General features: G+C 38.3%; 26 protein-coding genes. 16 read left to right on the top strand and 10 right to left on the bottom strand.

Annotated features, from left to right (window positions below):
• Positions 1–20 precede the first annotated feature (20 nt).
• The 4 genes from GGR21_RS06925 to GGR21_RS06910 form a co-directional block, all read right to left on the bottom strand.
• Positions 21–1,559, bottom strand: a complete 1,539-nt coding sequence (locus GGR21_RS06925) for a 4Fe-4S dicluster domain-containing protein (RefSeq protein WP_183306474.1) — start codon at positions 1,557–1,559, stop codon at positions 21–23.
• Positions 1,560–1,568: 9 nt separating this feature from the next.
• Complete coding sequence (locus tag GGR21_RS06920; RefSeq protein WP_183306473.1) at positions 1,569–2,507, bottom strand: DUF362 domain-containing protein; 939 nt, start codon at positions 2,505–2,507, stop codon at positions 1,569–1,571.
• Between the two features lie 138 nt (positions 2,508–2,645).
• Positions 2,646–3,044: a phosphoribosyltransferase gene (locus GGR21_RS06915; RefSeq protein ID WP_183306472.1), complete on the bottom strand. Its 399-nt coding sequence runs from the start codon at positions 3,042–3,044 to the stop codon at positions 2,646–2,648.
• A gap of 12 nt (positions 3,045–3,056) precedes the next feature.
• Positions 3,057–3,566, bottom strand: coding sequence for an ECF transporter S component (locus GGR21_RS06910; RefSeq protein ID WP_183306471.1), 510 nt, complete (start codon positions 3,564–3,566; stop codon positions 3,057–3,059).
• A 394-nt stretch (positions 3,567–3,960) separates the two neighbouring features.
• Here GGR21_RS06910 and kdsA point away from each other — a divergent pair, with 394 nt between their 5' ends.
• From kdsA to GGR21_RS06885, 5 genes are read left to right on the top strand one after another with little or no spacing between them, the layout of a single operon-like run.
• Positions 3,961–4,755 (top strand): 3-deoxy-8-phosphooctulonate synthase, encoded by a 795-nt coding sequence (gene kdsA, locus GGR21_RS06905; RefSeq protein WP_183306470.1) that lies wholly within the window; start codon positions 3,961–3,963, stop codon positions 4,753–4,755.
• Between the two features lie 2 nt (positions 4,756–4,757).
• Positions 4,758–5,480, top strand: a complete 723-nt coding sequence (locus GGR21_RS06900) for a 2-phosphosulfolactate phosphatase (RefSeq protein ID WP_183306469.1) — start codon at positions 4,758–4,760, stop codon at positions 5,478–5,480.
• Between the two features lie 15 nt (positions 5,481–5,495).
• Positions 5,496–5,861 (top strand): YraN family protein, encoded by a 366-nt coding sequence (locus tag GGR21_RS06895; RefSeq protein WP_183306468.1) that lies wholly within the window; start codon positions 5,496–5,498, stop codon positions 5,859–5,861.
• A gap of 15 nt (positions 5,862–5,876) precedes the next feature.
• Entirely contained in the window at positions 5,877–6,254 is a 378-nt protein-coding gene (locus tag GGR21_RS06890) for an MmcQ/YjbR family DNA-binding protein (protein WP_183306467.1), read from the top strand.
• The gene (locus tag GGR21_RS06885; RefSeq protein ID WP_183306466.1) at positions 6,239–6,970 is read left to right on the top strand and encodes a biotin--[acetyl-CoA-carboxylase] ligase; all 732 of its coding nucleotides are present in this window, start codon (positions 6,239–6,241) and stop codon (positions 6,968–6,970) included. Before GGR21_RS06890 ends, GGR21_RS06885 begins: the two co-directional genes overlap by 16 nt.
• A gap of 9 nt (positions 6,971–6,979) precedes the next feature.
• Here the strand turns inward: GGR21_RS06885 and GGR21_RS06880 are convergent, their stop codons facing one another.
• Entirely contained in the window at positions 6,980–7,240 is a 261-nt protein-coding gene (locus GGR21_RS06880) for a hypothetical protein (protein WP_183306465.1), read from the bottom strand.
• Positions 7,241–7,420: 180 nt separating this feature from the next.
• On the opposite strand from GGR21_RS06880, the gene GGR21_RS06875 reads away from it, so the two are divergent.
• From GGR21_RS06875 to GGR21_RS06830, 10 genes are all read left to right on the top strand, one after another.
• Positions 7,421–7,942 carry a TonB family protein gene (locus tag GGR21_RS06875; RefSeq protein WP_183306464.1) on the top strand — a complete coding sequence of 174 codons (522 nt, stop codon included), beginning with the start codon at positions 7,421–7,423 and terminating at the stop codon, positions 7,940–7,942.
• 87 nt (positions 7,943–8,029) lie between these two features.
• Positions 8,030–8,482 (top strand): arginine repressor, encoded by a 453-nt coding sequence (argR, locus tag GGR21_RS06870; RefSeq protein ID WP_183306463.1) that lies wholly within the window; start codon positions 8,030–8,032, stop codon positions 8,480–8,482.
• A 49-nt stretch (positions 8,483–8,531) separates the two neighbouring features.
• On the top strand, positions 8,532–9,131 hold the full coding sequence (locus GGR21_RS06865; protein WP_221232958.1) for a GNAT family N-acetyltransferase: 600 nt from the start codon (positions 8,532–8,534) through the stop codon (positions 9,129–9,131).
• Entirely contained in the window at positions 9,128–10,327 is a 1,200-nt protein-coding gene (locus GGR21_RS06860; protein WP_183306461.1) for an argininosuccinate synthase, read from the top strand. The genes GGR21_RS06865 and GGR21_RS06860 overlap by 4 nt, the downstream gene beginning before the upstream one ends.
• A gap of 105 nt (positions 10,328–10,432) precedes the next feature.
• A complete protein-coding gene (locus GGR21_RS06855; RefSeq protein ID WP_246348022.1) occupies positions 10,433–11,338 on the top strand; it encodes a glycoside hydrolase family 43 protein in 906 nt (301 codons plus the stop codon).
• 11 nt (positions 11,339–11,349) lie between these two features.
• Positions 11,350–12,318 carry an N-acetyl-gamma-glutamyl-phosphate reductase gene (argC, locus tag GGR21_RS06850; RefSeq protein ID WP_183306459.1) on the top strand — a complete coding sequence of 323 codons (969 nt, stop codon included), beginning with the start codon at positions 11,350–11,352 and terminating at the stop codon, positions 12,316–12,318.
• Between the two features lie 33 nt (positions 12,319–12,351).
• On the top strand, positions 12,352–12,867 hold the full coding sequence (locus tag GGR21_RS06845; protein ID WP_183306458.1) for a hypothetical protein: 516 nt from the start codon (positions 12,352–12,354) through the stop codon (positions 12,865–12,867).
• 74 nt (positions 12,868–12,941) lie between these two features.
• Positions 12,942–14,282 (top strand): MutS-related protein, encoded by a 1,341-nt coding sequence (locus tag GGR21_RS06840; protein WP_183306457.1) that lies wholly within the window; start codon positions 12,942–12,944, stop codon positions 14,280–14,282.
• 43 nt (positions 14,283–14,325) lie between these two features.
• Positions 14,326–15,660 carry a MutS-related protein gene (locus GGR21_RS06835; protein WP_183306456.1) on the top strand — a complete coding sequence of 445 codons (1,335 nt, stop codon included), beginning with the start codon at positions 14,326–14,328 and terminating at the stop codon, positions 15,658–15,660.
• Positions 15,661–16,782: an aspartate aminotransferase family protein gene (locus GGR21_RS06830; protein ID WP_183306455.1), complete on the top strand. Its 1,122-nt coding sequence runs from the start codon at positions 15,661–15,663 to the stop codon at positions 16,780–16,782. It abuts the gene before it with no gap.
• A 4-nt stretch (positions 16,783–16,786) separates the two neighbouring features.
• On the opposite strand, the gene GGR21_RS06825 is transcribed toward GGR21_RS06830, so the two are convergent.
• On the bottom strand, positions 16,787–17,200 hold the full coding sequence (locus tag GGR21_RS06825) for a DUF2752 domain-containing protein (RefSeq protein ID WP_183306454.1): 414 nt from the start codon (positions 17,198–17,200) through the stop codon (positions 16,787–16,789).
• Positions 17,201–17,260: 60 nt separating this feature from the next.
• Positions 17,261–17,656, bottom strand: coding sequence for a CD225/dispanin family protein (locus GGR21_RS06820; protein WP_183306453.1), 396 nt, complete (start codon positions 17,654–17,656; stop codon positions 17,261–17,263).
• A gap of 120 nt (positions 17,657–17,776) precedes the next feature.
• Here GGR21_RS06820 and GGR21_RS06815 point away from each other — a divergent pair, with 120 nt between their 5' ends.
• Positions 17,777–18,511, top strand: a complete 735-nt coding sequence (locus GGR21_RS06815; protein WP_183306452.1) for a glycoside hydrolase family 25 protein — start codon at positions 17,777–17,779, stop codon at positions 18,509–18,511.
• Here GGR21_RS06815 and GGR21_RS06810 read toward each other — a convergent pair whose 3' ends face one another.
• From GGR21_RS06810 to GGR21_RS06800, 3 genes are all read right to left on the bottom strand, one after another.
• Complete coding sequence (locus tag GGR21_RS06810; protein WP_183306451.1) at positions 18,512–18,814, bottom strand: hypothetical protein; 303 nt, start codon at positions 18,812–18,814, stop codon at positions 18,512–18,514. It abuts the gene before it with no gap.
• 242 nt (positions 18,815–19,056) lie between these two features.
• Complete coding sequence (locus GGR21_RS06805) at positions 19,057–20,460, bottom strand: B12-binding domain-containing radical SAM protein (protein WP_183306450.1); 1,404 nt, start codon at positions 20,458–20,460, stop codon at positions 19,057–19,059.
• A gap of 389 nt (positions 20,461–20,849) precedes the next feature.
• Entirely contained in the window at positions 20,850–21,617 is a 768-nt protein-coding gene (locus GGR21_RS06800) for a carboxylesterase family protein (protein ID WP_183306449.1), read from the bottom strand.
• Between the last annotated feature and the right edge of the window lies 1 nt (position 21,618).

The following is a 21,618-nucleotide window of genomic DNA, read 5'->3' as shown; positions in this document are numbered from 1 at the left end:
TGAGTCCCTCTCTTCATATATTAAAAACCGAAATCATCGATTATAAGCTCTTCCTTCTCTTCTACGTCGAATGCTTCCCTTCGCCGGTGCACTTTATTGCCTTCTACAAAAATAGCACGATTGGGACGCACAGGACAAATAAATTCGCAGCCACCACAGCCCACACAGATATCAGGGTTAATATGAGGAATAGTTAATCCTTCTCCCCCATCATATGGAACCATCGTTACAGCTTGGGTAGGACAGTGTTCGGCACATGCCCCACAATTATTTTTATCTGTAACAACCACACAGATGTCATGTACAAAGTGTACACGTCCTATCTGCGTCATATGCTTTTCTTCCATCTCTAACTTCACCAACGCCCTGTTTGGACAAACATCTGTACAAACAGTACAATTGTAGTTACAAAAGCCTTTTTCGTATGTCATCACAGGTTGCATAATCCCTCCCAGCCCGTAATCCATAAAGGCAGGTTTGATCACACGTGAAGGACAACGACTGATACACAGGTGACAGGAGGTACAGTGACTTAGCAAATGATCGGAACTTAAAGCACCTGGAGGACTTATAGGTGTTTGCCTCGTCGGGATATCCTTATCTGAAATAAGATCGTTTATCTTATCCTGAGCCATTACAGCCGGGACTGTCACAGCTGTGGTAATAGCTGTGGTTAAGAATTGCCTTTTATTGCTATCAACAGACTCTGTAGCAAGAACTACTTGCTTCTCTTTTTTCTTATACGGAACAAAGGTCAAAGCACCTTTGTTGCAACTGCCCAGACAGTTAAAGCAGTCCACACAGCGACTGCTGTCAACTGCGTGATTTTTGCTGTCGATACATGATGCTTTGCATTTCATGGCGCACAGTCCGCAGGCATTGCATTTTTCTGCATCGATTCTTACTTTAAATAAGGAGAACTTGCTGACAAAGCCTAACAAAGTTCCAACCGGACAAATAGTATTACAATAAGTACGGCCATGTTTCCATGCAAAAAATCCTATTGCCAGCAATGTGGCGATAGCTATAATAAGCGAGAAAACACTCATCACAACGACATCCACCTTATAAAAAGTATAATTGCCAAAGCTGGTAAATATGCTCTCCAACACATTATTACCACTCATGTAGACAGGCTTGAATATATTGGTAATCATACGTCCGAATGCACTGTAAGGATCTACCAATGCCAAGACAAAAGTTAATCCCACAAATGGACTGATAGCTGCTATGGCAAATACAATCCATCGTAATATATTTTTTGCTTTGCTATAACTATATCTTTTCTTTTTTCCGGCAACCTTTTTAGATATCCATGCCACTATATCCTGGTAAATACCCATCGGGCAAATGGATGAGCAATAGATACGCCCAAACAGTAGCGTGAGTATTACCAGAAAAATCAATATACCTATGCTGCCCCCTATAATTGCAGGGACTACCTGCAAATGTGCCAGCCAATGGAACTCATCTGGCATTACCGCCCTGAAATCCAGAAAGAAAAATGTTATCAGGGCAAAGAATACAACAGATAAGCTTACCCGCAGTTTTTTAAGCATATGAGTTTGTTAGATTTTGATACGTTTAATGTTCAGCTTATCTATATCCATCGTGCCCAGACTGAGTGATTGGCCTGCTGATAAATGTTTTACATGGTCGAGCGGCATTTCCCTGATCTGCCCGAAGAATTTAGCAGCAGCGGTATCTACAGCCACGATATCCTGCGATATAAACAATCCTTTCGGATTGACTACATCGGCGGCAGAACGTCCTTGCGGACCATTAATCTGAACGACACGATATGCATCTACAATATTAAGTACAGGTTTTTTAGAATAAGTGCATATATCGGCAATACATTGCTGCAGGTCGGTACGGTGAAATATTCTTCTGTCCCATACTATACCCATATAATTTTTCATCGACATTGTGAGATTGGCACCTCCATGATGTTTCAATACAGGCAGGTTGATCCATACGTCACAATCGATAATGGCCTGGTGTATCTTTGCACTTTTCAGTTTTACTCCTCTTGGCAGGCTTACTTCTTTGTAGTAAGATTCTTCATGCGCAGGTACGACTTTTGCTCCGGCGGCTTTTGCAGCATCTTCTATTCCACTGTTTTTGTAACATTTCACCCAATCGTCGCAGGTATGGTCAAATACCGTAACCTCTTTTGCTCCTGCCGAAAGACACTGACGGATAACTTCCGTCACCAGCTTAGGGTTGGTATTCCCGGCTAGTTCAGGAGTCTTGTCCCATCCTATATTTGGCTTCACAACAACTTTTTGTCCACTTTTTATAAATTTGCTCATGCCACCCAATTCAGTTATGGCACGCCTGAACATAGCTTCGGGTTCGCCACCCATTACTGCCACTATATCAACCTTGGCTCCCGTTTGGGTGCTGTTAACAGTCTGTGCCAGTATATCCATCCCTTCGCTCGACTTTACCGTAGCTACAGCTCCGGCAAGTACCATTGCTCTTAAAAAATTCCGTCTGTCCATGATATTTTAGGTTCCAATATTTATTTTCTGAAAATTTATGTTTAAGTAAATGTTAATATTTAATATTGCATTTGAAAGTAATAACTACCAATAAGAGTTATACTTGGATAGACAATAAATAGGTCTGCGACCTTAATGTTATAATAACCATGGGAATTTAAAGCAGTCCTCATTGTATAATGCGTAATCGGCTTTTCCATTGACTGCAAAAGTTTTTACATATGTTGCTCCTTCGAGCAATTTGCAGGCATACAAAAGGGAAGCTCCGGTTTTCACCCTGTCCTCTACCAAAAGGATGCGTTTGTTTTTGTAGTCGAAATCTATCGGAGCCATTAATTGGGGACTATCATATTTTGGTTTCTGATTGCTATCCCGCAGATTTATTTTTAACAACTGAATTTCGATATTTAACCGTTGGTTAAGTATTGCTGCCGGTATTATTCCTCCATTGGCAATAGCAACTATCATATCGAAATCTTCATTAAAAGGTATCGTACGGAAACGCTCGAAAACCTCTTCAAAAGTTTTATCGTACATAACTTATTGCAATCAGATTTTAGCAATAGCTTTCAACAGTGCATATCCTCCGAATACCTGTACCAGCATTCCCGGAATACCGATACGGAAATCCTGTATAGCAACAAAGAAATCTTTTTCAATAGCAAATTCTACAAGTGTACCCGCTACCTGATATGCCAATACAGCCCCGATTATCGCAAGAATAGAAACCTTATCGAAACGATGGGCCAGATAAGCAGCAGCTCCGGCAAGTATGGCCGATTTTGCTATGATGGCCGGTAATGCTCCCAATGCTGGCATATCAAATAGTAAATAATTTACTAACGGAGAAAGTATGGCAGTCAGCAATCCTACCCGGAATCCGTATTTGTAAGCAGCGATTAATGTAAAGAAATAGATAGGCAACCATGTCAGGCCTCCTCCCGGAATCAAGTGGCAAAGCTGAGGTAATGCAATATTTCCGATAATGAAAAGGGCTGCAAACATGTATGTTTTAACATCTTTGTAGCTCAACGAATAAAGTTTTACTGTTGTTTCCATAAACTTATTTTGATTAATATAGTGTTTTAAATTCCGGAACTGTTATGTTTCCTGATAGAAAATTTAGTTGCTGCAATATCTTTTTAATAGCTCTTTCTTATTGATCTCTGTTCTTTAAGTTACCGTTTGATGTGTTCGTGATATTAAGTCGTCACAATTTTAAATATTATTCCTGGATTGAACAAAAAATCAATATGTTTTTTTAAATCATTAAGAAATGAATTTTTTAACAACTACAAATATAAGATTTTAGAATTATGTTTATTTTGCTCTGGGGCTCAGAGTCTATTTGTTCTCCGGCTCAAATGTAAAAGTTTTCATCCGGGGTATTTACTTAGCGGCATAATCTTTGTATCTTTGAAAGGAATAAAAACTTAAATACAATCTATAAATAATGAATTTAGCAGATCTTAAAAATGATAATTTCTTCCTCCTTGCCGGACCATGCGTAATAGAGGGCGAAGAAATGGCACTTCGCATCGCAGATAAAGTAATAAATATTACATCAAGGCTCAATATACCTTATGTATTTAAAGGTTCGTACCGCAAGGCAAATCGTTCACGAGTAGATTCTTTTACCGGGATAGGTGATGAAAAAGCGTTGAAAATCCTGCGTAAAGTACATGACACTTTCGGTGTGCCTACAGTAACCGACATACATGAAACTCATGAAGCTGAAATGGCTGCCGAATATGTAGATATATTACAGATACCAGCTTTTCTTTGCCGTCAGACTGATTTGCTGATAGCTGCCGCCAAAACAGGTAAGGTTGTGAATATAAAGAAGGGACAATTTCTTGCGCCAGGGGGTATGCAGTTTGCTGCACAAAAAGTTGTTGATTCCGGAAATAACAATGTAATCATAACTGACAGAGGGACTTCCTTTGGCTATTCTGATCTTGTTGTCGATTTTAGGGGAATCCCCGAGATGAAGGAGTTTGGCTTCCCGGTAGTACTGGATGCAACTCACTGTCTGCAAAAACCAAATCAGGCTTCAGGGGTGACCGGAGGCCAGCCTAAATTAATTGAAACAATGTGTAAGGCCGGTATTGCTACAGGTGTAGACGGACTATTCATCGAAACACACTTCGATCCGGCAAATGCAAAATCAGATGGGGCAAACATGTTGCCGCTAGATCAGCTGGAGGGCTTGATGGAACGTTTAGTCAGACTTAGAGCTGCTTTATAAAGATGAAAGTAGATATTTGTTTTACTCCTGCTCTCTATCCGTATTATTCGCAGGATGGTGAGAATAAAATTGTTGTTGTCGTGGATATTTTCAGAGCAACAACTACGATGTGTGCCGCATTGAATAACGGGGCACGATCTATAATCCCTGTCGCGAGTATTGAGGAGGCACAGGATTATAAAGCAAAAGGATTCCTTGTAGGGGCAGAGCGCAATGTAAAACGCTGTGATTTTGCCGATTTCGGTAATTCCCCATTCGATTATACTGAAGATAAGGTAAGCGGGAAAGATGTGGTATTTACAACTACAAATGGCACGCAGGCTATCGAAATGGCAAATGATGCGGAGATACTGATTATCGGAGCCTTTTCCAATATAGATGCTGTTGCGGACTTTTGCTTTGAAAAACAAAAAGATGTGATCGTCCTTTGTGCAGGGTGGAATAACCGTTTTAATATTGAAGACTCTCTTTATGGAGGTGCTTTGGCGAGACGTTTGATAGATAGAGGGTATACCTCTGCTTCTGATGCAACTCAGGTCGCACTATCTATGTGGAATGAAGCAAAAGCTGATGTGAGAAAATATATCAACCGGACAGAACATATCAAACGTCTTGAAGCAAATAATTTACAGGACTCTGTGGAATATTGCCTGACAGAAGATACGGTCAATATAGTTCCTGTTTACAATAAGCAAATAAAGCGCCTTGTAATTTGGAATTCGTAACTTTGTAACTAAAAAATGGCAGAACACAACGAACTTGGCAAACGTGGCGAAGATGCGGCCGTACGTTATCTCAGGCAAAAGGGTTATGATATAATCAAACGTAATTGGCTCTATGAAAAATATGAAATAGACATCATCGCCAGTAACGAGGAGTTCATTGTTTTTGCCGAAGTGAAGACTCGTAGTTCTTCCCAATGGGGAAACCCTGAAGAAGCAGTTTCAAAAGGCAAAATAAAACGAATAGTAGAAGCCGCTGACTTTTATCTGAAAGAGAATGATATTGACCTGCCTGCCCGTTTCGATGTGATAGCCGCTATCTGGAATGGACAGGGTTTTGAGATTGAACATATAGATGACGCTTTTTTAGCACCGGTAAATTGATATACATATAATCTTATGAATATAGAAGAAGCACGCGAAGCCTGCCTTATGATAAAAGGGGCGACAGAATCTTTTCCTTTTGGCGAAGATGTTTTGGTTTTTAAGGTTATGGATAAAATGTTTGCCTATATAGCATTAGATAGTAAAGACGGGGAATTCTGGCTGAATCTGAAGTGTGATCCTGAGAGGGCGATAATGCTGCGGGAACAGTATACGGGAATATTTCCGGGCTATCATTCCAATAAAAGATTATGGAATACAGTTGTAATAGAAAGCGATGTCCCTGATAATCTGATCAAAGAGCTTATCCAGCATTCGGTAGATGAAGTGATAAAAAAACTACCGAAGAAGCAACAGGAAGAATATAATAATCTATCATGCTTGCCAAAGTAATTCACATACAGGAGACTGATTCTACAAATAACTACCTGAAGCAGCTTCTTTCAGAAAAAAGACTTGCCGAAGGTACGATTGTCTTTTCCTGCTATCAAACGGCAGGGAAAGGACAGCAGGGGAATACTTGGGAATCGGATAGAGGGGAGAATTTGTTATTCAGCATCGTACTCTATCCTCAAATAATCAAGGCCAGCGAACAGTTTATTATATCGCAGGCAATATCGTTAGGTGTCGCCGATTTCTTAAATGTTTATACAGACGATATATCTATAAAATGGCCTAACGATATATATTGGAGAGATAAAAAGATTTGCGGCATACTTATTGAAAATGCATTACAAGAAAATTTAATTAAAGAATCAGTTTGTGGAATAGGGATCAATATCAATCAGAAAGAATTTAGAAGTAATGCCCCTAATCCTGTCTCTTTGACTCAAATTACCGGACGATCATATTCTTTGGAATCGATGCAAAACGAAGTTCATAGCAAAATAATGATGCGATACTTGCAAATGATGGGCGGTGGAATTTCTCAAATAAGAGATGAATATAAACAATGCCTTTTCCATCGCAGCGGTTATCATTTATATAATAACGGAGAGACAGACTTTCGTGCCCGGATAAAAGACATTGAAACAAATGGAAGACTTGTCCTCGAAGCGGAAGATGGTATGTTATACAGGTTTGCTTTTAAAGAAGTCAGATATAAATAAACGAACACATCAAATAAGGATATTGTAAATAGTATAACTATGTTGGTCAATTCCATCTTTACTCCTGACATAATGTTTATCAATATCCATCTTGGTGTAAGTACGGATGTTTAATAGGATGAATATCTCATCATTTGATAAATCCTCCTTTTCGTAAACTATAATACGGGCAAAAGAATCGTCAACTGTAACTTTTGTTGTTTTTGCATTGGGGATAGTTGATTCTAAAACCGGAATAATAGGGCTTTTTCTTTCTTGTTGCTCGCTCATATTTATTGAATGAATTGTTTATACGCAAGAGTACTTTGTGATTCTGTAGACAAATATAGAAAATTTAATTAAATAACAAATATAGAAAGGCTTATCACAAAGAAAATAATATAAAAACAAAGCATTGAATTTGTGGAATTCCTATCAGAAAATCATCTATAAAGAAAACACAGAAGTCATATGAAATCTTTACTATTACTCTTTTTACTTAATACGTCTTTCAATACCGATTCCCTGATCGTAGATTTAGGTATTAAACCGGATAGTGTTACATTACAGAATCAAATTACATTAGAAGAGCTAAAAGCTCATAAAGAAGAAGTAAGAGAAAAACCTTTTATTCCTATCAATACAGAAATTCAACCTCAATTTCCCGGGGGAGACTCTATTATGCAGAGGTATGTTAGACGGAATATAAAATACCCGAAATTATTTATTAAGGATAAAAAACAAGGTGATGTTGTAATACGTTTTGCAGTAATGAAAAAAGGTAATATACCTGATAAACATATTAAAATAATGAAAGGTACAGATGAGGATATCAATAAAGAAGTCATCAGAATTATAAAAAAAATGCCGAAGTGGGCTCCGGGTAAGACCGGAGGGATGGTTGTACCCTTCTATATGACATTGACTTTTTCTTTTTTTATATCAGAAGATGGAAGCAAAGAAGTAGAAGTATATCGAAGTAAGCCTTTTTAACTATATATCCATATTTTATTTCTCAAAAATTATTTACTATGCAGAATATTGTATATTTTTGCATAGTTTTTGTATATTTATACCATCATGACAAAGAAATACAGACATAGAATACTAAAAGAAGTATTGCAGACTACAGATGTAAATAGTCAGGATATGCTTCTCAACATACTGAAAAATAAAGGATTTGAGCTGACTCAGGCGACATTATCCCGCGATATCAAAGAATTGAAGATAGTTAAAGTTCCGACCTCGAAAGGAACATATACATACCAGTTATCGGACGGGGTGATACATGAAGATAGTGCTCCCATGTCATCTTTCGGCTTCATCAGCATCGAATTTTCCGGCAATCTGGCAGTAATGAAAACCCGGCCGGGCTATGCAATGGCTATTGCCGGAGAAATAGACCGCAGGGCTAACGAGTACATTCTTGGCACAGTGGCGGGGGACGACACCATACTACTGATTCCCAGAGACAATATAAGCAGAAAAGAAGTTTTAAAATCACTTTCAACATTTATTCCCGACATAGAATAATCAGATCACAGCAATGAATAATATAGACGAACTCGTGGTAGAAAAGCCAATGGAACAAGAGCAACAACTAACGATACAGATAGCAAACGAAAGTCACCTGCCTTATGTACAGACTATACTTGATACAATAGAAGCGGCTGCAAAAGTGCGTGGCACAGGCATTGCCAAGCGTAGCCCCGAATATCTCGAACTGAAAATGAGGGAGGGTAAATCAATTATCGCCCTGATGGGTGATGAGTTTGCCGGATTTTGTTATATAGAATCGTGGGGTAACAAACAGTTTGTGGCAAATTCAGGGCTGATTGTCGTTGAAAAATTCCGTCAACATGGTCTGGCAAAGAAAATCAAACAACATGCTTTTTCACTGGCCAGGGCTATGTTCCCTACCGCTAAAGTATTTGGTCTGACATCAGGTGCGGCTGTAATGAAAATCAATACCGAACTTGGATATGTGCCTGTTTCGTTTGCCCAATTAACAGACGATGAAGCCTTTTGGAGGGGATGTCAGGGTTGCGTCAACTATGATATACTGACACGCACCGAACGCAAATATTGTATTTGTACAGCCATGCTATTCGATCCCGAAAAACAGAAAGAAAAGAAAGAAATAAAAAACCTGATAAAAGAATTAAAAAAACAACTAAAATGAAGAAAAAAGTAGTTTTAGCCTTCAGTGGGGGGCTGGACACATCGTTTTGTGCAAAATATCTGTCTGCTGATATGGGTTATGATGTTTATACAGCCGTAGCCAATACAGGCGGATTCACTCCCGAAGATTTGAAAGTAATAGAAGAAAAAGCATACAAACTGGGTGCCATTAAGCATGTCAGCCTCGATATTACACATGAATATTACGAAAAAAGCATTAAATACATGATATTCGGAAATGTACTTCGTAACGGTACCTACCCGATATCTGTAAGTTCTGAACGTATTTTTCAGGCGATCGCTATTATCAATTATGCAAAGGAAATCGGAGCCGATGCTGTTGCTCATGGCAGTACAGGAGCGGGAAATGATCAGGTACGTTTCGATCTGACTTTCGATGTGCTTGCCCCCGGAATCGAAATCATTACTCCTACACGCGACATGATCCTTACTCGCGAATATGAGATCAATTACCTGAAAGAGCATGGCTACGAGGCCGACTTTGCAAAGATGGAATACTCCATTAACAAAGGACTCTGGGGAACAAGTATCGGAGGAAAGGAAACACTGAAATCGGAACAGACCTTACCAGAAGAAGCCTACCCATCACAATTGAAAAAACAAGGGTCAGAAATTCTTACTATCAGTTTTGATAAAGGAGAGATCAGTGCGGTGAATGGAGAAAAATATACCGATAAGGTAAAAGCCATACAAAAAATAGAGGAAATAACTTCAGCTTATGCTATCGGACGAGATATGCATATCGGAGATACTATCATAGGGATCAAAGGTCGTGTAGGGTTCGAAGCTGCTGCACCATTAGTGATTATTAACGCACATAAGATGCTGGAAAAACATACGTTGACCAAGTGGCAGCAATATTGGAAAGATCAGACCGGTAACTGGTATGGTATGTTTCTGCACGAAGCACAGTATCTTGAGCCTGTGATGCGTGACATAGAAGCTTTCCTTGACAGTTCTCAACAAAATGTAACAGGAAAAGTGATTGTTGAACTTCATCCTTATCGTTATACGCTTGTCGGTGCGGAAAGTGACTTCGATCTGATGAAAGCTGATTTCGGCGAATATGGCGAGATAAACAAAGCCTGGACTTCGGATGATGCCAAAGGATTCACTAAGATATATGCGATCCCCACAAAAATATTCCATAGTGTGCAAGAGAAGAATAAGAAATAAATAACCATAAATCAAAATCGAATGAAAAAAACAATCTTCACTCTTTTAGTCGTGGCAATATCTTTTATTCTCTACCAATGCAAAACTGCATCAGAAGTTAAACCAATGTCGGGTAATCCTGTATTCGAAGGCTGGTATGCCGATCCGGAAGGAATGATCTTCGATGGCAAATACTGGATTTACCCTACCTATTCGGCGCTATATGAAGAGCAGGTATTTATGGATGCCTTTTCATCCACTGACCTGGTAACATGGACAAAACACGAACGTATAGTGGATACAAGTGCAGTGAAATGGGTAAAAATGGCGATGTGGGCACCGGCCGTAGTGAAGAAGGATGATAAATACTATTTGTTTTTCGCAGGGAATGACATTCAGAATGACGAGCAATACGGAGGCATCGGTGTAGCTGTCGCTGATAAACCCGAAGGCCCATTTAAAGATCATCTGGGAAAACCGCTTATTGATAAATTTCATAACGGGGCACAACCGATAGATCAGTTTGTATTCAAAGATAAAGACGGAAGTTATTATATGTATTATGGCGGATGGCGTCATTGTAATGTTGCAAAGCTGAATGACGATTTCACAGGATTTCTACCTTTCGAAGACGGAACAATTTTTAAAGAAGTAACTCCTGAAAACTATGTTGAAGGCCCCTTCATGTTTATTCGTGATGGAAAATATTACTTCATGTGGTCGGAAGGCGGCTGGGGTGGTCCTGATTATAAAGTCGCTTATGCCATATCCGACAATCCTTTCGGGCCTTTCGAAAGAATCAATACAATACTGGAGCAAGATGAAAATGTAGCTACCAGTGCCGGACACCATTCGGTTATACACGTTCCCGGTACAGAAGATTACTATATTGTGTATCACCGGCGTCCGAAAGGAGATACTGCCCGTGATCACCGTGAGACCTGTATAGATAAGATGACTTTCGATGAAAATGGTTTTATCAACCCGGTTCAAATAACTTTTGAAGGAGTAGAAAAACACCTTTTGAAATAAAACAAAAAGAAATGATAAAAGCAGGAATAATAGGCGGCGCAGGTTATACTGCCGGAGAACTGATAAGAATATTACTAAATCATCCACAAGTAGAGCTTGTTTTTGTGAATAGCACAAGCAATGCCGGAAACAAACTATATGACGTACATAGTGGGTTACTTGGTGAAACGGAAATAAGTTTTACTAACGAGTTCCCTTACGATAAGATTGATGTATTATTCTTTTGTACAGCTCATGGCGATACTAAAAAGTTTATGGAAGCTAATGATATTCCAAAACATCTGAAAATTATTGACCTATCTACCGACTATCGCCATAAGGCTGACGGAAATAACTTCGTTTATGGATTGCCTGAGTTAAATAAAGAAAAGATAAAGAAAGCAAATTATATCGCCAATCCGGGCTGTTTTGCCACTGCTATACAGTTAGGCCTGTTGCCTTTGGCCAAGGCTGGGTTGCTAAACAATGAAATACATGTAAATGCCATAACCGGCTCAACAGGGGCAGGGGTAAAACCGTCGGCTACTTCGCATTTCAGTTGGAGGGATAATAATATCTCTGTATATAAGGCTTTCGAACATCAGCACCTGACTGAAATTCGCCAGTCTTTAGAGCAGTTGCAAAACGATTTCATCGAAGAGATCAATTTTATACCTGTTCGGGGTAATTTCACCAGAGGTATTTTTGTTTCTACATATCTGAAATATGAAGGGACCTTGGACGATGCAGAGAAACTTTATAAAGAATATTATAACGACAGTCCATTTGTAACCATTACCGAAAAGAATCCTGATCTGAAACAGGTGGTCAATACAAATAAATGTATCTTGCATTTTGAAAAGCATGGAAACAAACTGCTTGTTCTTTCATGTATCGATAATCTGATAAAAGGAGCATCGGGGCAGGCTGTGCATAATATGAACCTGATTTTCGGACTGGAGGAAACAGAGGGGTTAAAGTTGAAAGCGAGCGCATTTTAATTTATTTATCAGGACGAATATTTTTACTGTTATATGAAAGAAATAGAATTAACAGTTGATGATATAAAATATATTAAAGGTGAAAAGCGAATTGCATATGTATTCTCTTCCATGCTATTTTTTTTCTTATTGCTATTTTCATTAGCTTATTATCTTATATATGGAATTGATTGTATTTTCCTTATTATAGATGCTTCTCTTTTACCTTTCTGTTTCTTACTCCCTGTCCTAATGAATAAAAAATACAACACCGATGTGAAGAGTGGTGTAAAAACAGCAAAGATAGAAAAAGTACAAAGTAAGGAGCAAACGAAAAGCTACGAAGCCGGAAGCGGAAATTTATATATTCCGGTGTTAGGTAATTTATTTCCTAAAATGTGGGGTTCTCATCCAAGAATGTCTTACATTTATTATTTGATTATAAATAATATAAGATATAGGGCAGGGAAAGAATCTTATGAGAAAGTAGAATCAGGAGACTATATAGAGGTATTTTATACTACTTATAGTCATATGCAAATTGGATTTGGAGATAAAATTGAAAAGTAAAAATTTATAAGGTTTATATGGATTTTTAATAACTTCTTCCTCTATCAGATATAAACCTTATAATACAGAAGCACATGAGATTTGAAGTAGATAAACAGACAAAGAGAGATCTGGAGATTTTCGATACCATCAAAGGGGGAAAATCGGTAGTCAGCTTGTTCGACCATACTCAATGCGTTGGAGGAAAGCGTATGTTGTATAGCTTCCTGTCTTCACCGTTGACCGATCCTGAAAAAATTATAGAACGGAAGGAAGCCATAGCCTTTTTCCAGAAACATTTTCCGGCAGGAATGGAGGTAGATAAAGATTCTCTCGATTTTACCGAATATTATATTCGTCATAGCAGTATGGCTACAAAGCGTATTTCCCGTTTTACAGCTATAGAAAAGAAACTGTTTAGTAAAATCTCGCAGAATAACGAATACTATATGATGGAAACAGGTGTGGAAGCTACGGTTAAATTACTGAACATCATATATAAATTCTCGCTATTACTGGCAGATAAGCTGAAAGATGATGATATTCCTGCCTATCTGAAACGGAATGTTGACAGAGTGAAAGAGATATTTACTCACCCTCAATATCTGGAACTGATTGACAAAACCAGATTGAAGGCTAAAGATATAACAGACCTTGACTTTGTGTTTCGCTATACCAACAGGGATGACCTCTTATTCTTCCTCGACCTAATTTATGAATACGACGCTTTCCAGTCAATAGCACATACTGCCGATATATATGGATTTTCGTATCCGGAAATTATTAATGGAGGTGGAAATCAATTGGAGATAGAAGACCTGTTTCACCCATTTGTGGATGAAGCTATAGCGAATGACATAAGGTTCGACAGTTCATCGAATCTGCTGTTTGTATCAGGACCTAACATGGCCGGCAAATCGACTTTTCTTAAAGCATTGGGAGTATCAGTATATCTGGCTCATGCCGGATTTCCTGTACCTGCGAAAAGAATGAAACTGACTACATTGTCAGGGTTATCCACTACGATCAATATTTCAGATAATTTGAACTCAGGTTACAGCCATTTCTATGCGGAGGTGATGCGTATAAAGGATGTAGCACACAAATTAGAGACAAATAAAAACATGATGGTGCTTTTCGACGAGTTGTTCAGAGGCACAAATGTAAAAGATGCCTACGATGGTACTCTGGCGATTGTATCAGCTTTCTCACGTATACACACGTCATTTTTTGTAATTTCCACTCATATTGTCGAAGTGGCAAAAGAGTTGGATGATAATGACCGCATCATGTTTTACTATTTCGATATACAAGAAGAGAACGGCCATCCGGTATATACATATAAACTGAAAAGAGGAGTATCGGAAGTCAGGCTGGGAATGTATATTATCCGTAAAGAAGGATTGATAGATCTGATTAATAATATAGATATATAGCTTAACCAATTAATAAAAAGGTCTGTGACCTCTTGCAAAATAAATGAAGTTTGAAATAGACAATCAGACACTGAAAGATTTGGAAATTTTTGATACGGTCAAAAATCGGAAATCTGTGTTTGAAATGTTTAATTCCACATATACAATAGGAGGGAAAGATAAACTGTACAACTATTTAAAGAATCCCTTAAGTGACTATGAGAAGATAAAAGAGAGAAGAAATGCAATCGCTTTCTTCCAATCTTTTAAATTGGCTGGGGAACTTGAAATAGATAAGAACTCGTTGGACTTTATAGAGCATTATCTTAATCTGGGAAATTACCCGACAAAACCTCCTACTCGTTTTTTTGCCGTTGAAAAAGGTATATTTAACAAATTGGCACCAAGCAATGATTATTATATAGTAGAAAGAGGGGTGCAGTATACGATTGAACTGATCAATATTGTTTATCGTTTTTCCATTCTTCTCGATCAGAATCATTGTCCTGCCCTTTTGAAAAAATACAATGAAGATGTCCTGACATTACCTTCATTGGAAGGGTTTTCTGATATTCTGCAAATCGAAAAACTGAAGAAGAACAGTTTTTATACTATGGCGAAGTACGACTATATGTTTCGCTATATTCACAAAGAGCGGATACGATTCTTACTCAATCTGATCTACAAATATGATGTATTCATGGCTGTGGCAAAAACGGCAGCAAGATATAGTTTTTCTTATCCCGAGGTGGTCTCTGATCAGATTGGTATTTCAATAACCGGACTATTTCATCCGTTTATAAGCAATCCGGTGAAGAATAATATAGAATTTGTTTCACAGAGAAATCATCTCTTTGTTTCGGGTCCTAATATGGCAGGGAAATCGACTTTCCTTAAAGCATTAGGTATCGCTGTTTATCTGGCTCATGTGGGGTTTCCTGTTCCGGCTGAAAAAATGACCATTAATGTTTTGTCCGGATTGTATACGACCATAAACCTTTCAGATAATATAAATTCAGGATACAGTCATTTTTATTCGGAAGTAGCCCGCATAAAGGAAGTTTCCGGTAAACTGAACGAAAATAAGATGATGGTTATTTTTGATGAACTGTTCCGTGGCACGAATGTGAAGGACGCTTATGACGGAACTCTGGCTGTTATCTCTGCTTTTACGAACGTAAGAAATTCATATTTTGCCATATCATCCCATATTGTGGAAGCAGCTTACAAGCTGGAACATTTACCGAATATCAGGTTCGGCTATATGGAAATAATAAAGAAAGAAGAGCAACCTCACTATACATATAAATTAAAAGAGGGTATATCTGATGAACGCCTGGGTATGCATATTATCCGGCAGGAGAAAGTGATAGAAATAATTAACAAAATAAATAACTAGATGAAATTATTTGATGTATTCCCATTGTTTGATATAAACATTGTGGAGGGAAAAGGGTGTTATGTGTACGACGAAAAAGGTAATGAATACCTCGATCTCTATGGTGGGCATGCTGTTATTTCAGTAGGGCATTCACATCCTTATTATGTAGCAAAACTAACAGAGCAGCTGAATAAGATCGGCTTTTATTCCAATTCTGTTATTAATAAATTGCAGCAGGAAGTCGCACAGAAACTGGGTGAGCAATGTGGTTATCCGGACTACAATCTGTTTTTAGTAAATTCAGGTGCTGAAGCCAATGAGAATGCCATAAAACTAGCATCTTTCCATAACGGGAGGAAAAAAGTACTGGCTTTCAGCAAAGCTTTTCATGGACGGACATCAGCAACAGTAGCCGCCACAGATTCTCCTGCATATTCTGCGCCTGTGAATATAAATCCGAATTATATTTTCACTCCATTCAACGATATAGAATCAGTACGAAAAGAACTGGAAACAAAAGAATACTCCTGTGTCTTGATAGAAGGTATTCAGGGTGTTGCAGGTATAAAAATTCCTTATGACGGCTTTTTAAAGGAGCTTCGGCAGATTTGCACCGAGACGGGAACAATCCTTATTCTGGATGAGATACAATCGGGTTATGGACGTAGTGGGAAATTCTTTGCACACCAATATGCAGAAATAGAAGCGGATCTGATTACTGTAGCCAAAGGTATTGGTAACGGATTTCCTATGTCGGGGGTTTTAATCAATCCGATGTTTAAGGCTGTATATGGCCAATTAGGCACAACCTTCGGAGGTAACCATCTCGCCTGTGCCGCAGCTATTGCAGTACTAGATATCATGAAAGAAGAAAAGCTGATAGAAAATGCTTATAATGTAGGCGAATACCTGATGCAGGAATTAAGGAAATTTCCCCAGATAAAAGATGTTCGTGGACGAGGTTTGATGATAGGTATGGAATTTGACGAACCGATAAAAGAGAAACGCTCGAAACTTCTCTTCGAAGAGAAAGTGTTTACCGGAGTTACCGGAGCGAACGTATTCCGTTTGCTGCCTCCGTTATGTCTGACTATGGAGCAGGCTGATATTTTCCTTGAAAGATTCAAGAAGGTATTGTAAATATCTATTGCGGCGGAGCCAGATAGGTAAAAGGCCAAACGGGAATATTCCTTAGTATGAAGAACAAAGTGAGTATTATCAGAAAAAGATATCCGACCTTCGCCGAAAAATTGAAATACTTCAGGAACTTCTTGTCTTTAGCGATATAGACCTGACATAGCAAAAAGAATATGTACAGGAAAAAGGGCAGGCCAATAATAAGTAAAGCATTATAGTGTAATGCATCTAATATATGGCCATGCAGAAGAGCGAAGAAAGCCCGCTGTCCTCCACAACCTGGGCAGTGCAACCCTGTAAATTCATGGAAACTGCATTGCTTGCTCCACAAATCGCCACTGACGGCGTAATAAGAGTAATACAGATACCCAACGATCAGGAGAACCGCTGCAAATACAATATATCCGAGATATTTTCTCATAATATAAAAAGAGAAAGGTAATTTTCATTACCTTTCTCTAGTAAATATAGAGTTACAGTCTTATTGTATTTGATCGAGAATCATTTTATATTGTTCCAATGCAGCATCCATACCGCCTGTAGCAAACATAACGATAGCATAGATAGCATTTAATACGAATAACCCTATTGCAATTAATGCCAGAATTTTCGCTGTTTTAGCTGCACTCTCAGAACCTCTGTAGTCTCCTACGGTATATTTGGAATCTACCTGAGTAGAGAATACAATGGCAATAATACCTAAAATGAGACCGATACAACACGGCGAACACAAGCCTACTACTGCCGATATAATAGACAATACCAAATTGTTATCCGGTTTGATGGGCTGTATGGGGCCATCTGTGTTAGACGACTGAAATGAAGAAAACTGACTTTCTTGAGGCTCTTGTGTTTCTTGTTGGTTATACTCTGACATAGTTTAATAGTTTTGGATTAATAATTATTATCAAAAATATATATAATTTCAGTATTTCAAAAAAAATAGTGTGATTATTCGTGAATAATGTTGTAATTTCCCACTAATTTTGAAGCTCTGATGACAAAGAAACATATTTTATTTGCTGGAGCCGTTTTTCTTCTGCTGATATTTGCCGGTGGAGGATTATATATCGCCTATACTAACGGATATATCCGTATGAATTACCCTTCATTCGACGAATATCCCGTACAGGGAATAGACGTATCTCACCATCAACAGACGATAGACTGGTCGAAGATCGATAAAAAAGCCGTACATTTTGCCTTTATCAAAGCTACAGAAGGAGGTAACCATAAAGACTCTCTCTTTCAGTGGAATTGGCGGGAGGCTATCCGCAATAATATCCCGGTTGCGGCCTATCACTTCTTTACTTTCTGCAAAGATGGAGAAGAACAGGCGCGCAATTACATACACTATGTTCCCCGCGACAGTATAGACCTGCCTCCGGTGATCGACCTCGAATATGGAGGTAATTGTCAGGAAGCCAATCGTAAAGAGGATCTTATATTGGAGATAACGAACTATCTCGAAATAATAGAGGATCACTATAAACGGAAAGCTATTATTTACACCACTAATGAGTTTTACAAAAATTACCTGATAAACCAATTTCCCGAAAACCCCATCTGGATACGTGATATACTTTCTGAGCCAAATCTTCCCGATGGACGTAACTGGACATTCTGGCAATACACCAATCGTGGACGTATAGAAGGTATAAATACTGTTGTCGATCTGAATGCATATAATGGAAGCAGGCAGGATTTCGAGAGGTTGATGATTAAAAAGTAGCTAAAGCAGCGAGATGATCGCACTCATTATTAGTAATCCCGCAAATACAACAGCATAAGAGGCTGAACTATAGAACACCCACTTATGGTAAACAGAGTCATTCTTCTTTTTAGTATTATAAATAGCTATTATTCCTGTTATTACAGGCCCTGCAAGCATAAGGAAAAACGTTAATATTGCAGTCATTCCCGATAATTTCCAAAATAGAGACGTTAAAATTATAACAAGAACTCCACCATATAAATAAAACAGAAAAAACATACTGAAATAAGGAGGATCATCAATCTCTTCTCTCATTTTCATTGTCAGCTTTATATATATTGCTAATCCTACTAATGGGACAAGAATATATATAAGAGCAGGTATATTATATCTATTGCCATTTTTCCCTATAGATAAACTATTTTGATTTTAATAAAAACCCAAATGCCGAAGAGATAGTCTGTCTTATACAATCGTTTTTAATGAACAATGTAACTGACTCCACCATAATAAGATAAACAAGTATAATCAGCGTAAATACCATAGTCATAATATCCTTTATTTTAAACAATTACCCGTTCAATCTCTTTTACCTGCTCTCTCTTCCCGTACTCCACTTTCGATAATATTGACTCCAACAGAGGCAACATCTTATTCAGCCCCTCGGTTTTAATGATAAAGTTCCATAACGGCTCGAATTTCTTCCATCCGCCTGTATAGAACAGATGTTTTAATATGTGCTTTGCCGAATCATGTTTAAAAGATGCATTGAATATATTTGTCCATTTATAGAATTCTTTGTACGACCAGTTATAGCCTTCCTCCAACTCTTCTGCTGTCAATCCATGTGTTTTATATACCACATGGCGTGTATCATACAGATCCCAGTTACGGGTTATAATCCGTCCTTCTGTTTCCATCCGTTGAAATAAACGGGTACCCGGGTATAGAGTAAGAACATGATAAGTAGCTGTGGTTATGGCATTTTCCACACCCCATTCTACAGTTCGCCGGAATACATCTTTATCATCATGGTCGAGTCCAAAAACAAAGCTGCCATTAATCATTATCCCCAATGAATGCAACCGTCTGACTGCATCTTCATAATTCCGTGCTATATTCTGTTTCTTATTGCTTTGCTTCAGATTTTCGGGAGAGAATGTTTCAAAACCAACGAATACACTTCTGAGTCCGGCTTCTGCAGCTTTCTCTATCAGGTCGCCATTCAAAATGGAGTCGATAGTTGCCGCACTTTGAAATACACGGTTCATTCCTTTCATACCGTCGAATAATTCCTGCGCAAAGCGTGGATTCCCCAACAAATGATCGTCCAGAAAATAAAGATGTTTACCCGGTAGCCTGCCTATTTCCGCCAAAGCATCGTCTACGAGTTGTGTATAAAATGACTTTCCTCCTTCGAAGAAAGCATCCTTATAGCAGAAATCGCAATGATGAGGGCATCCCCGGGTTACTACCAGCGAGTTGGGCACAAGATATTTGTTCCGTTTTATAAGGTCTCTTCTGATGGGAGGCAAATTACTCAATGTTCTAGTAACAGATTTATATACTTTCTGTGGCCTCTTATCACGGAAATTTGCCAGAAAGCGGGGAAATGATTCCTCGGCAGGTCCAAGGAATATACTATCTGCATGTTGTGCGGCTTCTTCGGGTAGTGCCGTCACATGTAACCCTCCCAATAATACATAGGCTCCTTTTGCCCTGTAATGATCGGCTATGTTATAAGCCCTGTAAGCATTTGTAATATAAACCTGTATAATTACCAGATCGGGTTCATCATTTAGATTTAGATTCTCGACATGCTGATCTTGCAAGTCTATTTCATCGTCTGGAGACAGAAAAGCTGCTAATGTAGCTAATCCCAATGGTGGAAATAATGAGTATTTTATTGGTCTCCAAAACGGACTTTCGGCTTCAGCCAAAGCTGGTAATATAAGTTTAACTTTCATATCTCACAAAATAAAAAGAACTTTGAAATACAAAGTTATTCTTTTTTGTTAATTATCAAATTTTATTTGAGAAAAATAATTTTTTACGGAAGAATATAATCTTAACTAAAACCTGACAAAGATGACAGATTTTCTCGCAAAGACGCAAAGGTACTAGTTCAATTTCTATTTATACTCTCTCTGCGTCTCCCCCACAGGAGAACCAGAGGGGGCTTCTACTAACTCTCTCTATACATAGATAAATCTCATTCATTTTCATAAAAACAGGGATCGTATTTATCATAATGATAATACAACCCTTGAACCATTACTAAAAATATTGCTTATTTATAAAATAACCAACCTTTATACGACCTCGCCTTATCTACCTGAACCAATTGATAGATATTTTATCTTTTATGTGAAAACAGCCATTCGGCCAGGCCTTTCTCCTGAAAAGTATTGTCCCAGCTATTATGATTCACACCTTTATATTCTGTATATTCCACATCGCAACCAAGCTCTTTGAGTCTGCTATATATCAACCGTGAATTTTCGACAGGAACTACACTATCTTCATCTCCGTGAAAGAGCCATACAGCTGTACTTTTGGCATAGATCGGTAACTTATTCAGATCGCCACCACCACAAATAGGGAATGCAGCGGTAAAAGTCTGAGGCATACGCCAAAGCAATTCAAGTGTACCCATACCTCCCATCGAAAGACCACCTATATAGACACGGTTCGTATCCACTTTTCCCGAAGATAGCCAGTCCTGAATAAGAGCCATTAATGTTTTCATTGTTTGAGTAGGTTCGTCGGCAGTACCAAATTTGATCTGCATTTTATCTCCTATCTGATGCCTGATAACTCCCGCCCAATATGAATTTTCGGGGCATTGTGGAGCTATTACGATAGCCTGATTATTTCCCGTATGAAAATTATCGATCAGAAACTGCTTTCCATGTGTAAGTTGCTTTTCATTATCACTACCTCTCTCCCCTGCCCCATGCAGGAAAACAAGTAGCGGATATTGTTTTGTTTCATCATAATTTTCGGGAAACATTATCTTATACGACAATGAATTTCCGTTGACCATTATGGAAGCATTCTGGAACTGCGCAAACAAAGATAATGTGCTAACAATTAAGGTTAAAAACAGAATAATTTTTTTCATG

The sequence above is a fragment of the Dysgonomonas hofstadii genome, from assembly GCF_014196915.1.
Lineage (GTDB): Bacteria > Bacteroidota > Bacteroidia > Bacteroidales > Dysgonomonadaceae > Dysgonomonas > Dysgonomonas hofstadii.
Note: the sequence above shows the minus strand (reverse complement) of the source record. Positions and strands in the feature narration are given on the sequence as shown.

Coding starts and splice junctions, on each gene's coding strand:
- GGR21_RS06925 (WP_183306474.1), bottom strand. CDS start 1,559: ATGCTTAAAAAACTGCGGGTAAGCTTATCTGTTGTATTCTTTGCCCTG.
- GGR21_RS06920 (WP_183306473.1), bottom strand. CDS start 2,507: ATGGACAGACGGAATTTTTTAAGAGCAATGGTACTTGCCGGAGCTGTA.
- GGR21_RS06915 (WP_183306472.1), bottom strand. CDS start 3,044: ATGTACGATAAAACTTTTGAAGAGGTTTTCGAGCGTTTCCGTACGATA.
- GGR21_RS06910 (WP_183306471.1), bottom strand. CDS start 3,566: ATGGAAACAACAGTAAAACTTTATTCGTTGAGCTACAAAGATGTTAAA.
- kdsA (WP_183306470.1), top strand. CDS start 3,961: ATGAATTTAGCAGATCTTAAAAATGATAATTTCTTCCTCCTTGCCGGA.
- GGR21_RS06900 (WP_183306469.1), top strand. CDS start 4,758: ATGAAAGTAGATATTTGTTTTACTCCTGCTCTCTATCCGTATTATTCG.
- GGR21_RS06895 (WP_183306468.1), top strand. CDS start 5,496: ATGGCAGAACACAACGAACTTGGCAAACGTGGCGAAGATGCGGCCGTA.
- GGR21_RS06890 (WP_183306467.1), top strand. CDS start 5,877: ATGAATATAGAAGAAGCACGCGAAGCCTGCCTTATGATAAAAGGGGCG.
- GGR21_RS06885 (WP_183306466.1), top strand. CDS start 6,239: ATGCTTGCCAAAGTAATTCACATACAGGAGACTGATTCTACAAATAAC.
- GGR21_RS06880 (WP_183306465.1), bottom strand. CDS start 7,240: ATGAGCGAGCAACAAGAAAGAAAAAGCCCTATTATTCCGGTTTTAGAA.
- GGR21_RS06875 (WP_183306464.1), top strand. CDS start 7,421: ATGAAATCTTTACTATTACTCTTTTTACTTAATACGTCTTTCAATACC.
- argR (WP_183306463.1), top strand. CDS start 8,030: ATGACAAAGAAATACAGACATAGAATACTAAAAGAAGTATTGCAGACT.
- GGR21_RS06865 (WP_221232958.1), top strand. CDS start 8,532: ATGGAACAAGAGCAACAACTAACGATACAGATAGCAAACGAAAGTCAC.
- GGR21_RS06860 (WP_183306461.1), top strand. CDS start 9,128: ATGAAGAAAAAAGTAGTTTTAGCCTTCAGTGGGGGGCTGGACACATCG.
- GGR21_RS06855 (WP_246348022.1), top strand. CDS start 10,433: ATGTCGGGTAATCCTGTATTCGAAGGCTGGTATGCCGATCCGGAAGGA.
- argC (WP_183306459.1), top strand. CDS start 11,350: ATGATAAAAGCAGGAATAATAGGCGGCGCAGGTTATACTGCCGGAGAA.
- GGR21_RS06845 (WP_183306458.1), top strand. CDS start 12,352: ATGAAAGAAATAGAATTAACAGTTGATGATATAAAATATATTAAAGGT.
- GGR21_RS06840 (WP_183306457.1), top strand. CDS start 12,942: ATGAGATTTGAAGTAGATAAACAGACAAAGAGAGATCTGGAGATTTTC.
- GGR21_RS06835 (WP_183306456.1), top strand. CDS start 14,326: ATGAAGTTTGAAATAGACAATCAGACACTGAAAGATTTGGAAATTTTT.
- GGR21_RS06830 (WP_183306455.1), top strand. CDS start 15,661: ATGAAATTATTTGATGTATTCCCATTGTTTGATATAAACATTGTGGAG.
- GGR21_RS06825 (WP_183306454.1), bottom strand. CDS start 17,200: ATGAGAAAATATCTCGGATATATTGTATTTGCAGCGGTTCTCCTGATC.
- GGR21_RS06820 (WP_183306453.1), bottom strand. CDS start 17,656: ATGTCAGAGTATAACCAACAAGAAACACAAGAGCCTCAAGAAAGTCAG.
- GGR21_RS06815 (WP_183306452.1), top strand. CDS start 17,777: ATGACAAAGAAACATATTTTATTTGCTGGAGCCGTTTTTCTTCTGCTG.
- GGR21_RS06810 (WP_183306451.1), bottom strand. CDS start 18,814: ATGAAAATGAGAGAAGAGATTGATGATCCTCCTTATTTCAGTATGTTT.
- GGR21_RS06805 (WP_183306450.1), bottom strand. CDS start 20,460: ATGAAAGTTAAACTTATATTACCAGCTTTGGCTGAAGCCGAAAGTCCG.
- GGR21_RS06800 (WP_183306449.1), bottom strand. CDS start 21,617: ATGAAAAAAATTATTCTGTTTTTAACCTTAATTGTTAGCACATTATCT.